Origin of the sequence: Dactylosporangium sp. NPDC050588, from assembly GCF_040654975.1 — a bacterium.
Taxonomy (GTDB): Bacteria; Actinomycetota; Actinomycetes; order Mycobacteriales; family Micromonosporaceae; genus Dactylosporangium; species Dactylosporangium maewongense.
On sequence record NZ_JBFAJA010000004.1, the window covers coordinates 61,161 to 74,895 of the forward strand.

The 13,735-nt window shown below is 72.0% G+C and carries 13 protein-coding genes, 1 tRNA gene and 1 pseudogene; 6 read left to right on the forward strand and 9 right to left on the reverse strand.

Annotated elements, in window-relative coordinates; translation table 11 throughout:
• Positions 1 to 103 precede the first annotated feature (103 nt).
• Positions 104 to 1,072: a hypothetical protein gene (locus tag AB0I21_RS03530; RefSeq protein ID WP_360558756.1), complete on the forward strand. Its 969-nt coding sequence runs from the start codon at positions 104 to 106 to the stop codon at positions 1,070 to 1,072.
• A 15-nt stretch (positions 1,073 to 1,087) separates the two neighbouring features.
• Here AB0I21_RS03530 and AB0I21_RS03535 read toward each other — a convergent pair whose 3' ends face one another.
• Together AB0I21_RS03535 and AB0I21_RS03540 are read right to left on the reverse strand one after the other, a co-directional pair.
• Complete coding sequence (locus AB0I21_RS03535) at positions 1,088 to 2,683, reverse strand: methyl-accepting chemotaxis protein (RefSeq protein WP_360558758.1); 1,596 nt, start codon at positions 2,681 to 2,683, stop codon at positions 1,088 to 1,090.
• 194 nt (positions 2,684 to 2,877) lie between these two features.
• Complete coding sequence (locus tag AB0I21_RS03540; RefSeq protein ID WP_360558760.1) at positions 2,878 to 4,440, reverse strand: methyl-accepting chemotaxis protein; 1,563 nt, start codon at positions 4,438 to 4,440, stop codon at positions 2,878 to 2,880.
• An 84-nt stretch (positions 4,441 to 4,524) separates the two neighbouring features.
• Here AB0I21_RS03540 and AB0I21_RS03545 point away from each other — a divergent pair, with 84 nt between their 5' ends.
• Entirely contained in the window at positions 4,525 to 4,980 is a 456-nt protein-coding gene (locus AB0I21_RS03545) for a hypothetical protein (RefSeq protein ID WP_360558762.1), read from the forward strand.
• A gap of 12 nt (positions 4,981 to 4,992) precedes the next feature.
• Here AB0I21_RS03545 and AB0I21_RS03550 read toward each other — a convergent pair whose 3' ends face one another.
• Complete coding sequence (locus tag AB0I21_RS03550) at positions 4,993 to 5,802, reverse strand: aldo/keto reductase (protein WP_360558763.1); 810 nt, start codon at positions 5,800 to 5,802, stop codon at positions 4,993 to 4,995.
• On the opposite strand from AB0I21_RS03550, the gene AB0I21_RS03555 reads away from it, so the two are divergent.
• On the forward strand, positions 5,801 to 7,159 hold the full coding sequence (locus AB0I21_RS03555; RefSeq protein WP_360558764.1) for a GH1 family beta-glucosidase: 1,359 nt from the start codon (positions 5,801 to 5,803) through the stop codon (positions 7,157 to 7,159). The genes AB0I21_RS03550 and AB0I21_RS03555 overlap by 2 nt on opposite strands.
• 68 nt (positions 7,160 to 7,227) lie before the next feature.
• Positions 7,228 to 7,623 (forward strand): hypothetical protein, encoded by a 396-nt coding sequence (locus AB0I21_RS03560; RefSeq protein ID WP_360558766.1) that lies wholly within the window; start codon positions 7,228 to 7,230, stop codon positions 7,621 to 7,623.
• Positions 7,624 to 7,726: 103 nt separating this feature from the next.
• On the opposite strand, the gene AB0I21_RS03565 is transcribed toward AB0I21_RS03560, so the two are convergent.
• The 3 genes from AB0I21_RS03565 to AB0I21_RS03575 all read right to left on the reverse strand — a co-directional run bounded on the left by AB0I21_RS03565 (position 7,727) and on the right by AB0I21_RS03575 (position 8,650).
• On the reverse strand, positions 7,727 to 7,981 hold the full coding sequence (locus AB0I21_RS03565) for a hypothetical protein (protein WP_360558958.1): 255 nt from the start codon (positions 7,979 to 7,981) through the stop codon (positions 7,727 to 7,729).
• A 42-nt stretch (positions 7,982 to 8,023) separates the two neighbouring features.
• Positions 8,024 to 8,098 (reverse strand) — tRNA-Val (locus tag AB0I21_RS03570).
• An 87-nt stretch (positions 8,099 to 8,185) separates the two neighbouring features.
• On the reverse strand, positions 8,186 to 8,650 hold the full coding sequence (locus tag AB0I21_RS03575) for a peroxiredoxin (protein WP_360558767.1): 465 nt from the start codon (positions 8,648 to 8,650) through the stop codon (positions 8,186 to 8,188).
• A gap of 47 nt (positions 8,651 to 8,697) precedes the next feature.
• Here AB0I21_RS03575 and AB0I21_RS03580 point away from each other — a divergent pair.
• Positions 8,698 to 9,732, forward strand: a pseudogene (locus tag AB0I21_RS03580) (Hsp70 family protein); the annotation flags it as partial.
• Between the two features lie 823 nt (positions 9,733 to 10,555).
• Here the strand turns inward: AB0I21_RS03580 and AB0I21_RS03585 are convergent.
• The 3 genes from AB0I21_RS03585 to AB0I21_RS03595 all read right to left on the reverse strand — a co-directional run bounded on the left by AB0I21_RS03585 (position 10,556) and on the right by AB0I21_RS03595 (position 11,835).
• Entirely contained in the window at positions 10,556 to 10,897 is a 342-nt protein-coding gene (locus AB0I21_RS03585) for a metalloregulator ArsR/SmtB family transcription factor (protein ID WP_360558960.1), read from the reverse strand.
• A 186-nt stretch (positions 10,898 to 11,083) separates the two neighbouring features.
• The gene (locus AB0I21_RS03590) at positions 11,084 to 11,539 is read right to left on the reverse strand and encodes a hypothetical protein (RefSeq protein ID WP_360558768.1); all 456 of its coding nucleotides are present in this window, start codon (positions 11,537 to 11,539) and stop codon (positions 11,084 to 11,086) included.
• Entirely contained in the window at positions 11,539 to 11,835 is a 297-nt protein-coding gene (locus AB0I21_RS03595; protein ID WP_360558769.1) for a hypothetical protein, read from the reverse strand. Before AB0I21_RS03595 ends, AB0I21_RS03590 begins: the two co-directional genes overlap by 1 nt.
• Positions 11,836 to 11,878: 43 nt before the next feature.
• On the opposite strand from AB0I21_RS03595, the gene AB0I21_RS03600 reads away from it, so the two are divergent.
• A complete protein-coding gene (locus AB0I21_RS03600) occupies positions 11,879 to 12,877 on the forward strand; it encodes a transcriptional regulator (RefSeq protein ID WP_360558770.1) in 999 nt (332 codons plus the stop codon).
• The last annotated feature ends 858 nt before the right edge of the window (positions 12,878 to 13,735 follow it).

Genomic DNA, 13,735 nt, shown 5'->3' on the forward strand with positions numbered 1-13,735 from the left:
GGCCGGTCGCGTCTGTGCGCTCGACCGATCCGCAGGAGTTCGACGAACAGTAATGTCTGCCGTCGCGGCCCCAGCCGCGGCATTCCCGGCAGGCGAGGACCCCATGGCACTGGCGCTCAACCTGCTCGACGGCCCGGCGTTCAACGGCCTGACCATCGCGCTGACGGTCGCGAGCCTGGTCCTCGCCGTCATCTCGGCGCGCCTCGGGTATTCGGCGCTGTTACCGCCGAAGCGGCGGATCGCGGTCTGGTTCGGCACCCCCGCGGCGTTCCTCCGGGGCGGGTCGCTCACGGTCCAGCACGGCGGCGCGCCGGTCGCCGATCCGTTCGTGGTGTGGGTCATGATCCGCAACACGGGCCGGCACGACATCCCCCGGGAGCAGTTCAGCGCCGGCGGCCCGATCACGCTGGACCTGACGGTGCCGGTGGTCGAGGTGGTGAACCTCGACCCGGCGGACGCCGGCCTCGAAGCGACCGGCGGCGGCACGGCGGTGCGCGTCGCACCCGGGCTGCTGCGCCGGGGAGCCGCGGTCCAGCTGCGGGTGCTGACGGCCGGCGAGCCCGCGCTCCGCCGGCACAACCTCTCGTCGCCGCTGGTGGACACCGCGGTGGTCTGGGAGGCCGTCGAGGACATTCCGGAGCGCTCCGCCCGCTCCGCCCGCCAGGCCGTGCTGGCGGCGCTGACGGCCTGCGTCGTGGGGGTCGTCGCCGCGGTGTCGCTCATCGCCGGGACCGGACCGCTCCAGGAGGAGACCCGCGAGCTCGCGGCGGCGACCGCCGAGCTGCGGCGGGAGCTCGACACGAAACCCGAGCTGCGGGTCACGCCGAGCACCGTGGCGCGCGACTCGGACGTGCACGTCCACGTCTGGGGGCTGCGGCCGGGCGCGCACCTGCTCGTCCGGATCGGCGTGCTGACCGTGGAGCAGGGGCGCGCCGACGCGAACGGGGAGTTCGACGTGGTGGCGACGGTCAAGGACGGGCCCGCGGACCGTACCGTCGCCGTCGTCAACGTCGTCGCGCAGGAGTACGTGACGCACCGGGCCGCGATCGGGTCGCTCATCGTGGCCGGGTAGGGGCGGCGCGCCACCTCACACCCGGAAGCGGCCGACGGTCTCGTTGAGGTCCGACGCCATGCGGGCGAGCGAGTCGGCGGTCGCCCGGGACTCCTCGACCGTCTGGCTCGTCGACTCCGCGGCGTCGGCGACCCCGCCGATCGTGCGGGCGATCTCGTCGGCACCGGCGGCGGCCTCCGAGACGCTCCGGCTCATCTCGCCGGTCGTGGCGGTCTGCTCCTCGACCGCCGAGGCGATCGTCGTCTGGTAGTCGCTGATCCGGTCGGTGATCTGCGAGATCCCCTCGATGGCGGCCACCGCCGCGGACGTCTCCGCCTGGATCGTCTGGATCCGGGCAGCGATGTCCTCGGTCGCCCGGGCCGTCTCCTGGGCGAGGTCCTTGACCTCGGAGGCGACGACCGCGAACCCCTTGCCCGCGTCGCCGGCCCGGGCCGCCTCGATCGTCGCGTTCAGGGCCAGCAGGTTCGTCTGCTCGGCGATCGAGGTGATCACCTTGACGATGTTGCCGATCTCCGACGACGACTCGCCCAGCCGGCCCACGATGCCGGTCGTCTCGCGCGCCGAGGCGACGGCCTCGCCCGCCACGGTCGCCGCGTCGCCGGCGCTCGAGGCGATCTCGCGGATCGCGGCGCCCATCTCCTCCGCGGCGGCCGCGAGCGTCTGCACGTGGTTCGACACCTCCTGGGCGGCGTGGCGCACCGCGCCGGCCCGTCGCGCCGTCTGTGCGGCGCCGCCGGCGAGGGTGTCGCCGAGGCCGGCCATGTTCCGCGACGACCCGCCGAGCGCGGCGGCGTTGGTGCTGATCGTCGTGACAGCGGTGAGCATGCTGCCGATCGCCCGGTTCAGCGCCGACGCCATCTTGCCGACCTCGTCGCGCCCGCCGACGTCGGTGGTGCGGGTCAGGTCACCGTCGGCCACCCCCTCCAGCACCCCCGTGACCCGGCGCAGCGGTCCGACGACCGCGCGGGTGACCAGCCACGCCACGCCGAGGCCGAGCAGCAGGCTGACCACCGCTCCGCTGGCGACCAGCCAGTTGGTGCTGTCCCGCCGGTCGCGCAGCGCCTTCGCCTCCGCGGCGGCGGCGCCGGCCTGGCCGGCCACGAGGGTCTCGAACCGCTGGTTCATCTCGTCGGTCAGCTGCTCCGACTTGTTGTAACCGTCCCAGAACCCGTTCAGGTCGTTCTTGTCGGCGGCGGGCAGCACCTCGGTGTCGCGGATGCGCATGTACGACGCCCAGTCCTTGCGGAGGCTGTCGAGGCTGGCCGGGTCGGCGGTCTCGCCGGCGTACCGCTCCATCGACGCGGCGATGGAGGCGTCGAGCTGCTGCATCTGCTCCTTGTGCTTCGCCTGCCACTCGGCGCTGGAGATGAAGTACTTCACCGTCGTGTTCAGGTCCGCCAGCACGTCCGCGCGCAGCTGGGCGAGCGTCTGCGTGGGCCGGACCCCGCCGTCGTACACGGTCTGCCCACCCGCCGCCAGCCGGTTCAACCCCGCGATACCCAACCCGACCACGACCGCGGACGTCACCATGACGATCAGCACCGCCCCGAAGATCTTCACGCCGACCGGCACGTCACCGATCCGCCCCCGCCCACCTGTGGTCGCGCTCATCCGGACACCCTCCAAAGGGGTTTACCCCACCTATCGGGCGTTTCGCCCCGGATCTGAGCTTCCCGCCCTCAGCGTTGCCCGACCTGGGCGCTCGAAGACTCCGTCGGCGGATGGCCGTCCTCGGCAGGACGCAGAAGGTGACGTGGCCGGACCAGGGCACGGCACCGTAGGGCCACGCGCACACGGAAGGTAGGTCAGTAGCGGAACGTCTGGACGATGGTGCGGAGGCTGCCGGAGAGTTCGGCCAGGCTGCCGGCGGCGCGGTCGGCTTCGCTGAGGCCGGAGGTGGTCAGCTGGACCGAGGTGGACACCTCGCCGATGGTGGAGGCGACCTGGTTGCCGGTGGCCGCGGCCTGCTCGACGCTGCGGCTCATCTCCTCGGTGGTGGCGGACTGCTGCTCGACGGCGGAGGCGATCGTCGTCTGGTACTCGTTGATCTGGCCGATGATGGCGCTGATCTCCTCGATGGCGGAGACGGCGCCGGTGGTGTCGGACTGGATGGCGGCGACGCGGCGGCTGATGTCGTCGGTGGCGCGGGCGGTCTCCTGGGCGAGGTCCTTGACCTCGGAGGCGACGACCGCGAAGCCCTTGCCCGCGTCGCCGGCGCGGGCGGCCTCGATGGTGGCGTTGAGGGCCAGGAGGTTGGTCTGCTCGGCGATCGAGGTGATCACCTTGATGACGTTGCCGATCTCGGCGGAGGAGTCGCCGAGCTTGCTCATGACGGTGTTGGTGGTGCCGGCGACCTCGACGGCGCGGCCGGCGACGGTGACGGCCTGGGTGGCGCTCTGGGCGATCTCGCGGATCGAGGCGCCCATCTCGGTGGCGCCGGCGGCGACGGTGGAGATGGCGCTGGACATCTCGGTGGCGAGGGTCGCGACGGCGGCGGCCTGGCGGGCACCCGTGGCGGCGCCCTCGGAGCTCGCGCGGCTGGTGGTGGCGAGCTCCTCGGAGGCGCTGGCGAGGACCGTCGAGTGCTCGGCGAGGGTCGCGACGGTGCGGCGCAGGTTGCCGGTCGCGGTCCGCAGGTCGGCGGCCATCCGGCCGACCTCGTCGCGCTGGTCGACGTCGGGGTCCTGGGTGAGGTCGCCGTCGGCGACGGCGCGCAGCACGTGGGAGACGCGGCCGAGCGGCTGCACGATGAGCCGGGCGATGTAGAGCGCGAGCGCGACGGCCAGGGCGAGCGCGACGACGAGCAGGGTGACGACGGTGCGGCGGACCGAGGAGACCGTGTCGCTGAAGTCCCGGCCGGCGACGAGGGCCTGGTCGGCGCGGGTGATCTCCTTGTCGAGGAGGGTCTCGTACGACTTGCGCAGGTCACGGTTCGGCCCGAAGGCGGCGGTCACGGCCGCCGCGCGGTCCGTCGTGAACAGCGTGAACTCGGCCTGGAGGGCGGCGAACCAGGCGTCGGTCGCGGCCTGGATCTCCTCGACGGCCTGACCGGACGGGGCGAGCCGGCGGGCGGTCGCGAGCTGGGCGTCGACGCCGGTCTTGCGGCCGAGGGCCTCGTCGCGGAACTGCGTGTCGCCGCCGAGCAGGTAGCCGCGCTCGTCGTTGGCGGCGGTCTTGGCGGTCAGCGCGGCGGAGTGCAGCGCCGCGATGTACGGCGCGGACCTGCCGACCTCGGTGTTGCGCGTGTCGCTCAGGCCGGAGATGCCGACCAGGGCGACGATCCCGGTGGCGGCGGTCCCCGCGACCGCTACCGCGGCCACGAACAGGATCTTGGTGTACAGGCGGCGGGAGCCGAGCCAGCGGCGCATGACAGACGTCCTTTCGGATGTTCTGTCCGGCTGAACGACCGACGGCAGGGACACCTGAGGAAAACGGTGCGCGAAGATGTCGCCGTGAACAGTTGGGTGCCGTTCCGCAGGTCGGACACGGCGAGGGTGGTCGACCTCGTGCGCGCCGTCGCGGCCGCCCGCGACCCGGGCGAGCACGGCCAGGGCGTCGAGGTCGTCGTCGAGGCGCCGAGGACCCGCTGGTGGCGGGCGCTGTTCAACCGCGACGACACCCTGGCGCAGGCGAGGATCGTGGTGACCAGGGAGGGCGGCGAGGTGCGGCACCCCTTCGACATCCAGCTCGTCACGGCGCACGGCGCGGACGCCGCGCACCGTCTGGGCCGGCGGGCGGGGTGGGCCGTCAGCAACTCCGCCGGCCTGGCGTTCCTCATCCAGAAGGGGCCGGAGCCCGACTACGACGAGCTGGTGACCGGCGCGGTCGAGGCCCTGGCCAAGCTGCGCCGCCAGCCCCGCGACGGAGGCTGGCGGGCGCGCGTGGACCGGGCCGTACAGAGGAACTAGGAAACGGGTGGCCTAGAGCGAACCGACGGTCGCCAGCTCCTCGGCGGTCAGGGAGAAGGAGAGCACGGACAGGTTCTGCTCCATCCGGTCCCGGTGCGTCGACTTCGGGATGATGACGATGTCGTGGTGCAGCTGCCACCGGAGCACGACCTGCGGCACCGTCACCCCGTGCGCCTCGGCGATCGCGACCAGCCGCGGGTCGTCCAGCGGCGTGTTCTTCAGCGAGCTGTACCCCTCGACGACCACCCGCCGGTCGCGCATGTCGGCGAGGAAGCGCTCGTCGTGCTCGCCGGGGCTCCACGAGACCTGGTTGACGACCGGGGTCTCGCCGGTCTCCTTGACGAGCTCGTCGATGAGGGCCGCGTCGTAGTTGCTGACCCCGATGGTGCGGGTCAGGCCGGCGTCGCGCAGCTGCTGGAACGCCGCCCACACCGGCACGGACTTTCCCCGCGACGGCGGCCAGTGGATGAGCCACAGGTCGACGGCGTCGACGCCGAGCGCCTTGAGGCTCGCCTCGATCGTCTGCCGCTCGCGGCCCGCCTGCGACGGCGGGAGCTTCGTGGTGATGAAGACCTCGGAGCGGTCGACGCCGCTGTCGCGCAGCGCCCGGCCGATCTCCTCCTCGTTGCCGTACATGGTCGCGGTGTCGATGTGCCGGTAGCCGACGTCCAGCGCGGTGCGGGTCGACTCGTACGCGGACGCTCCGGTGATCTGCCAGGTGCCGAAGCCGATCGTGGGCAGCTGGACGCCCGGGGCGAGCTCGGCGGTCGGGATCTCGTGTGCCATGGCCCAATACTGCCGCAGCCGGTAGCGTGCGATCATGTCGGACTTTCCAAAGAACTTCCCCACGGGGTTCCAGTTCGGTGTGTCCACCGCCGCGTACCAGATCGAGGGCGCCGCGGAGGAGGACGGCCGCGGGCTGTCCATCTGGGACACGTTCAGCCGCACGCCCGGCGCGACCCGCGGCGGCGCCACCGGCGACGTGGCCTGCGACCACTACCACCGCTGGGAGTCCGACCTCGACCTGATCCAGGAGCTGGGCGCGACCGCGTACCGGTTCTCGATCGCGTGGCCGCGCATCCAGCCGACCGGCGACGGCCCCGCCAACGCCGCCGGGATCGCGTTCTACGACCGGCTCGTCGACGGGATGCTCGCGCGCGGCATCGACCCGGTCGCGACCCTGTTCCACTGGGACCTGCCGCAGGCCCTGCAGGACCTCGGCGGGTGGGGCAACCGCGACACCGCGATGCGCTTCGGCGAATACGCGGAGCTCGTCGGCGAGGCCCTCGGCGACCGGGTGAAGTTGTGGGTGACGCTCAACGAGCCGTACATCCACCTCGTGCTCGGGCACGTCCTCGGCGTCCACGCGCCCGGCCAGCAGCTCGGCATGGACCTGCTGCCGGTCATCCACCACCAGCTCCTCGGCCACGGCCTGGCCGTGTCGGCGCTGCGCCGCGTCTCGTCCTCGCCGATCACCCTCGCCAACAACTACTCGCCGGTGTGGCCGAAGAGCGGGTCCGACGACGACCAGGCCGCCGCCATGTTCTACGACCTGGTGCAGAACCGGCTCTTCACCGACCCGGTCCTGCTCGGCGAGTACCCGCCGATCGTCGAGGCCCTCACCACCGCCGACATCGACTCGATCGTCATGGACGGCGACCTGCGGGTCATCTCCCAGCCGATCGACGCGCTGGGCGTCAACTACTACAACCCGAGCCTCATCAGCGCCCCCGTCGAGGGTGAGGACCTCCCGTTCAGCCGCCTCGACATCACCGGCTACCCCACCACCGACTTCGGGTGGCCCGTCGTGCCCTCCGCACTGAAGGATCTCCTGGTGCAGTTGCGGCAGGTGTACGGCGACCGCCTCCCGCCGATCTGGATCACCGAGAGCGGCTGCTCGTACGCGCCGGTCGACGACCAGTTCCGCATCGACTACCACGCGGGGCACCTCGCCGCCGTCCGCGAGGCGATCGAGGCGGGCGTCGACGTCCGCGGCTACTGCGCGTGGTCCCTGCTGGACAACTTCGAGTGGGCCGAGGGGTACGACCAGCGCTTCGGCCTCGTCCACGTCGACTTCGAGACGCAGGAGCGGACCCGGCGGGCGTCGTTCGCCTGGTTCCGGGAGGTTTGCACCTCAGCTGCACCCCGCCCGGACTTGCAGGGCGAACCGACCGGATGACATCGTCGATGCGGGGCAATCCGTAGCGTTGCGCAGGTCAGTTGTGCGCAGCGTTGGGAGTCGTCGTCGTGACCGAGCAATACGCCGGAGCCCTCCTCTACCTGGTCCCGGTCGTCGTGGCGGCGATCGTCGCGTTCGTGGTCACCAGGCCGGAGAAGGACGAGCCTGCCGCCACGGACGCGGTCCCGGTGGCGCCCCGCATCCCGGCGCAGCGGGTGCACACGCCCGCGCCGGCGATTTCGACGTACACCGGCAGCAACCGGCGCATGCAGCCGATGCCGCAGCAGTCGCCGACGCTCCTGCACGCCGCGCTCTCCTCGCACCTGGCCGCCGTGTCCCGCACCGCGACCTCCACCTCCGCGCCGCACGCCGCTGCGTCGATCCGCCCGGCCCGGCTCGTCTCGATCCGCCGCCCGGCCCGCATCCCGCGGCGCCCGCTGCACCAGTGCCCGCACAAGCCGTAGGCCGCCCTACAGGTGCTGCAGCCCGTTCTCCCCGTGCACGACCGTGCCCACGAACCGCGGCCCGTCGAGGTAGTCCTCCAGCCGTGCGGACATCGCCGCGAACCTACCCGTTCGTGTCGACCCCGGTCTCGGACAGGTCCAGGTGGGTGAGGTCGGGGAGCCAGGCGGGGACCGCGGTGATCGGGTTGCCGGCGAGGTAGAGGCTGGTCAGGGCTGGGAGGCCGCGGACGCACCCGGGCAGCACGGCGAGCGCGTTGCCGTCGAGGTGGAGCTCGGTGACCCCGGACAGATCCCCCGGCGGGACGGGCAGCTCGGTCAGCCCGCGCGACGTCAGGTCCAGCGTGGTGGGGCTCGGCACCGTCAAGGCCTTCTCGACCGCGTTGATGTCAGGTGTGTGTGCTGGTGGGCACGGTTGGGTTCGAACCAACGACCCCCCGCTTGTAAGGCGGGTGCTCTTCCACTGAGCTACGCGCCCCGAACTGCTGTCACGGCGACGCGAACCCGGGTACCCCAGGATGCTACCTGCCGCGTCTCATCCGCCCCAGTCGGTATCAGGTCTGTATCAGCTCTGCAACGATGCGATCGCCGTGCGCCACCGGTCCTGGTCGCGGGCCTGACCTGGGCCATTGACCTCGGTGAACCTGATGATGCCGGTCGAATCGATGAGAAACGTTCCGCGGTTGGCGAAGCCGGCCTTGTCGTTGAAGACGCCGTACGACTGGGCGACCGCGCCGTGCGGCCAGAAGTCCGACAGGAGAGGGAAGTCATATCCTTCACGGTCCGCCCACACCTTGTGGCTGTACGGCGAGTCGACGCTCACCGTGAGCACCTGGACTGCGGGGGACTGGAAGTCGGCGATCTCGTCCCGGACGGAGGCGAGTTCGCCCTGGCAGGTGCCGGTGAAGGCCAGCGGGTAGAAGACCAGGAGCACCGCCTTCTGCCCGCGGAAATCCGACAGGCGGACCTCTTGATTGTTCTGGTCCTTGAGTGCGAATTCCGGCGCTTCGGCACCGACGTCCAGGGTCATGGCACGAGCATGCCACTTTGTCGTACCGGGGGCCTACACTCGCCCGCATGACTGCCGGTCCACGTCTGGGCATCGACTTCGGGACCTCCCATACCGTTGCGCTGCTTGCGTGGCCGGATGGGCGGGTCCGCCCCCTGCTGTTCGACGGTTCGCCGTTGCTGCCGTCCTGCGTCTATGCGCAGCCAGACGGGCAGGTCCTGGTGGGCCGCGACGCGGTGCACGCCGCGCGGGTCGACCCCGCGCGCTTCGAGGCGAGCCCGAAGCGCCGCATCGACGACGGCACGGTGCTGCTCGGCGACCGCGAGTTCACGGTGCCCGCGCTGATCGGGGCGGTCCTGTCGCACGTCGCGGCGGAGGCCAAGCGGGTCGCCGGCGGGCAGATCGGCGCGGTGACGATGACGCACCCGGCGGCGTGGGGCGTGTCGCGGCGGCTCGCGCTGGTGGAGGGCGCGACGATCGCGGGGCTGCCGCAGCCGGCGCTCATGCCCGAGCCGGTCGCCGCCGCGCACTACTTCGCGGGTGTCCTGCAGCGGCCGCTCACCGCTGAGCAGGGCCTGCTCGTGTACGACTTCGGCGGCGGCACCTTCGACGCGAGCGTCGTGACCCGGGCGGGCGACGGTTTCGACGTCCGGGCCGTCGACGGCATCGACGACCTGGGCGGCATCGATCTCGACGCGCTGATCGTGGACCACGCGAAGCGCAAGCTGGAGGACCCGCCGGTGTGGGCGCGGCTGGAGAGCCCGCAGACCACCGAGGACCGGCGGCACCGGCGGCTGCTGTGGGACGACGCCCGGGTGGCGAAGGAGATGCTGTCCCGGACCCCGTCGACCGGGCTGCACGTGCCGATCGCGGCGGCGGACGTCGAGATCACCCGCGAGGCGTTCGAGGACCTGGCCCGGCCGATGCTGGAGCAGACGGTCCGCACCACGGCGGCCGTCGTGCGCTGGGCGGGCCTGGACAACAGCAAGCTCGCCGGGCTGTTCCTCGTCGGCGGGTCCAGCCGTATCCCGCTCGTGGCGACGCTGCTGCAGAAGGAGCTCGGCGTCGCGCCGACGATCATCGAGCAGCCCGAGATGGTGGTCGCCGAGGGCAGCCTCCGCGCCTGGGTCAACGTGGGCGTGCAGCCCGGCATGGCGCCGCCGCAGTCCGGGCCTCCGGCCGGGTCCGGTGGGCCTGTGCCCGGCGGTCCTGTGGCCGGCGGGGGGCCGGCGGGTCAGGCGCCCGGCGTCGCGGGTGCTGCCGCGGCGGGTGTCGCGGGTGCCGCCGTGGCCGGCGCGGCTGGTGCTTTTGGCGCGCCGGCGGCCGGCGCCCAGCAGGCGGGACCGGCGGCGGCCCAGGCGGCGGCGGCGCAGCAGGCGGCCGCTCAGCAGGCGGCGGCTCAGCAGGCGGCGGCGCAGTTGGGGAAGGGCGGGCAGGGCGCCGCGGGGTTCCAGCACGGGCAGGGCACGCCGCCCGGTGGGGTCTCGCCGGTCAGCGCGGTGCCGATGAGCGGTCCGCCGGTGAGTGGCCCGCCGATGAGCGCGCCGCCGATGAGCGCGCCTCCCGCTGCCAACGCGCCCGTCAGCGCGCCGCCGCCGGTGAGCGGCGGGCCCGGTGGATATCAGGGCGGATACCAGGCGGGTGGCTTCCAGGCCGGCGCGGCGCCGGTCAGCGGCACGCCGGTCAGCCCGGCGTTCGGCGACGCGGAGGCGACGCAGCGGCTCCGCCCGATGGCACCGCCACCCGTCCAGCAGGGGCACCGCGGCGGGCCGCAGGGGTATCAGCAGGGGCACGCTCCCGTGCCGCCGCCGCAGCCGCCGAGGGTCGCGCAGCCGCCGCAACCGGTCCAGCGCCTCTACGACTCGCCGTCCGCGTCGCGGATGGAATACGCACCCGGCGCCGGCGCCGGGTCCCCCACCGTGTCGCTCAGCGGGCCCTCTTCGTCGCCCGCTTGCGGGGCGGCGTCAACAGTTCGGCGATCGCCGCGATCGCCGACGGCACCAAGCGGTAGTACGCCCAGACGCCGCGCTTCTCGCGCTCGAGCAGGCCGGCCTCGGTGAGGATCCGAAGGTGATGACTCACAGTCGGCTGGGAGAGACCAAGCGGCGCGGTGAGGTCACTCACGGACGCCTCACCCTCCGGAGCAGACTGGATCAAACTGAGCAGCCGCAGCCGGGCCGGGTCGGCGAACGCCTTCAACATTCCCGCGAGCCGCTCGGCATCGGCACGCTTAATCGGCTCGCCAGCAAGCGGCGAGATAGCAGGCATAGCAGTTTTCGCAGTTCCCACGCCTCCATCGTTCCACCAACACCATCAATAGGCCGGTGGAACCGGGACCAGTACCCCGACGGCGACCCCGAGGCCGGGTTCGAGGGATGCCGGGGCCGGGCGGCGGGGTTACGAGCAGCCGCTGCACACCAGCAACTCGACGTCCTGTGCGCCGCCAGCCACGGGCTAGCCGGTTCGCGCGAACTCCATGATCCAGTTCGTCTCCCAGGTCCGTTCGCCGTCGGTGGAGAACGCCTGCTCCCAGCGGCAGGAGGTCGGGGTGACCCCGGACCAGATGAACCGGCAGCGGACCGGCCGCCCCGTGTCGCTGTCGTCGGAGTAGAAGGTGCCGACGCCGTCGACGAACCGGCCCACTACCGGCGGGAGTTCGAGGACGCCTCGGAGGCTGCTCATCCAGTAGATCGACCAGAGCCCGGTCGATGGGTCGAGGATCCGCACCGTCGACCCGGAGAAGCCGCGGGTCGGACAGCGGATCTCGTCAAAGCTGCCGGCGCCGTCGAAGAACCGGTGTGCCACGGTTGTGCCGGGGAACTCGTCCCAGTCGTCGCTGCCGACGTGCCGCTGCTTCAGCCGCCGGTTGGTCACGTCCCAGCTGCCGACGAGGAAATCGAAGTCGCCCATCAGCGGCCCACCGGCTGGCCGGCGACGGCGATCCGGCATTCCAGCACGTTGTCCCAGAACCAGCTGTACGCCAGCAGGTTCGCGCCGCTGTCGCCGCCCCGGTGCAGCACCATCCAGCTCGCCGGCGGGATGCCGCCGTCCGTTCCGGGCAGCAGCTTCGGCAGGTAGGCGTACGCGGCCTCGACCACCTCCGGTTCGAGACAGCGGTCCGGCCGGTCGATGTGGTAGCGCTTGACGTGCCGGTCGGCGACCTCGACGGTCCCCGGCACGGTCAGTTCCTTGTCGTGAAAGGCCATGCCCGCACGGTAGGAACGATCCCCTGACAGCTAATGTCAGTGAATGCGGGCCAGCCGTCTCCTGTCGATCCTGCTGCTGCTCCAGACCCACGGCAGGCTCACCGCCGCCGAGCTGGCGCGCCGGCTGGAGGTCTCGGTCCGCACCGTCTACCGGGACGTCGAGTCGCTGCACGCCGCCGGCATCCCGCTGTACGGCGAGGCCGGCCACTCCGGCGGCTACCGACTCGTCGACGGCTGGCGGACCCGGCTGACCGGGCTCACGGCCGAGGAGGCCGACCGGCTGCTCTTCGCCGGGCTGCCCGGGCCGGCCGCCGAGCTGGGCTACCAATCGGTCGTCGCCACCGTCCAGCTCAAGCTGCGGGCCGCACTGCCGCCCCCGCTCGCCGACCGGGCCGCACGGCTCGAACAGCGTTTCCACTTGGACACTCCCGGCTGGTACTCCGACGGCGACCCGTCGCCGTACCTCCCGCCAGCGGCGGAGGCGGTATGGCGGCAGCACCGGATCCGGGTCCGCTACCGCAGCTGGACCGGCGAGGTGACCCGGGTCCTCGAGCCATACGGCCTGGTGCTCAAGGGCGGCCGCTGGTACGTGGTGGCGGCCCGGCCGGACCGGGCCGAACCGGCCACCTACCGGGTGAACCAGATCCTCGACCTGACCTCGCTCGACGAGCCGTTCGAACGGCCCGAGTTCGACCTGCCCGCCTGGTGGCGGGCGCACGTGGCGGACTTCCGGACCCGGTTGCACCGGGACGAGGCGACGATCCGCCTCTCCCCACGCGGCCGCGACCGGCTGCGGGAGATCGCCGGCGACCCGGTGGTCGCCGCAGTGGACGCCACCGCCGGTCCACCGGACCAGTCCGGCTGGGTCCACGCCGTCATCCCGATCGAGTCGCTCACCTCTGCCCACGGCGAGCTGCTGCGGCTCGGCGCCGAGGTGGAAGTCCTCTCCCCCGCCGCGCTGCGCGACCGCCTCGCCGACACGGCCACCGCCCTCGCCGCGTTGTACCAGCGAGCCCACCCCGGCCCATCGTCCTCCCGTTGATCAAGGAGTGTGCGCCAGTGCCGATCTCCTCAGAGGCGCAAGCCCCTTGATCAGCGGGGCCCTTCGCGGGCGGGGCGGGGTGGTCAGGGGCGGTCATGCACTGCCTCGGCGACGGCGGCGATGCCGCGCTCGACGTCGCCGGTCGGGTTGGCGGCGTAGCCGAGCACCCCGCCGTGTCCGGGCCGCGTAATTCTCGCCAGCCGTCGCCTTGCCTGTCACCTGGTTCACCGAACCGGCGGCCGGCGCGTCAGGACGACGCGGCCGCGGCGGCTTTTGCTGTTCTTCAGCCACAAGGCGAAGTCCTGAGCCTCACCCCGACCGGCGACGTACCAATCGATGCCGACCGCGCGCAGGAACCGGAACCACGCCAGCAGTTCATACGCGTAGACCCCAGCGATGCAGGGCTGGCGTCGTCCGCGAGCATGTGGCGCAGGAACTCGCTGACCGCTTCCACCTCGATGCCGTCTTCGTCCAGAACTCGAAACGGCCGCAGCCGATCGGCGGTCTCCTCCACGCGGCCGACCCTGTCGACCTTCAACGCTGCGACATCGTCGATGGAAGGGCGGCGCTATTTCGGTCAACGGGGCATCCGCTGCCCGATGTTCAACGTCAACCCGAAAGATGCTGCCCCGACTGGCCGAGTTGGAGCAGGACCTTCAGCTTCGCCGGGATTCAGCGCAAGCCGAAGGCTGGCTCGGTGAGATCGAGGGAATCGACCTCACCCTGCGCTTCCTGGCCGACAAGCAGCAACAAGCCGCACGCATACGAAGAATCACCGGCGCGGTTGATCTCGGGATGCCAGACACACGGACCGCCAGCTCGCTGAATAGGTCGCGATGGTACCGAGGTTCCTCGCGC

Coding starts and splice junctions, on each gene's coding strand:
- AB0I21_RS03530 (WP_360558756.1), top strand. CDS start 104: ATGGCACTGGCGCTCAACCTGCTCGACGGCCCGGCGTTCAACGGCCTG.
- AB0I21_RS03535 (WP_360558758.1), bottom strand. CDS start 2,683: ATGAGCGCGACCACAGGTGGGCGGGGGCGGATCGGTGACGTGCCGGTC.
- AB0I21_RS03540 (WP_360558760.1), bottom strand. CDS start 4,440: ATGCGCCGCTGGCTCGGCTCCCGCCGCCTGTACACCAAGATCCTGTTC.
- AB0I21_RS03555 (WP_360558764.1), top strand. CDS start 5,801: ATGTCGGACTTTCCAAAGAACTTCCCCACGGGGTTCCAGTTCGGTGTG.
- AB0I21_RS03550 (WP_360558763.1), bottom strand. CDS start 5,802: ATGATCGCACGCTACCGGCTGCGGCAGTATTGGGCCATGGCACACGAG.
- AB0I21_RS03575 (WP_360558767.1), bottom strand. CDS start 8,650: ATGACCCTGGACGTCGGTGCCGAAGCGCCGGAATTCGCACTCAAGGAC.
- AB0I21_RS03585 (WP_360558960.1), bottom strand. CDS start 10,897: ATGCCTGCTATCTCGCCGCTTGCTGGCGAGCCGATTAAGCGTGCCGAT.
- AB0I21_RS03590 (WP_360558768.1), bottom strand. CDS start 11,539: ATGGGCGACTTCGATTTCCTCGTCGGCAGCTGGGACGTGACCAACCGG.
- AB0I21_RS03595 (WP_360558769.1), bottom strand. CDS start 11,835: ATGGCCTTTCACGACAAGGAACTGACCGTGCCGGGGACCGTCGAGGTC.
- AB0I21_RS03600 (WP_360558770.1), top strand. CDS start 11,879: ATGCGGGCCAGCCGTCTCCTGTCGATCCTGCTGCTGCTCCAGACCCAC.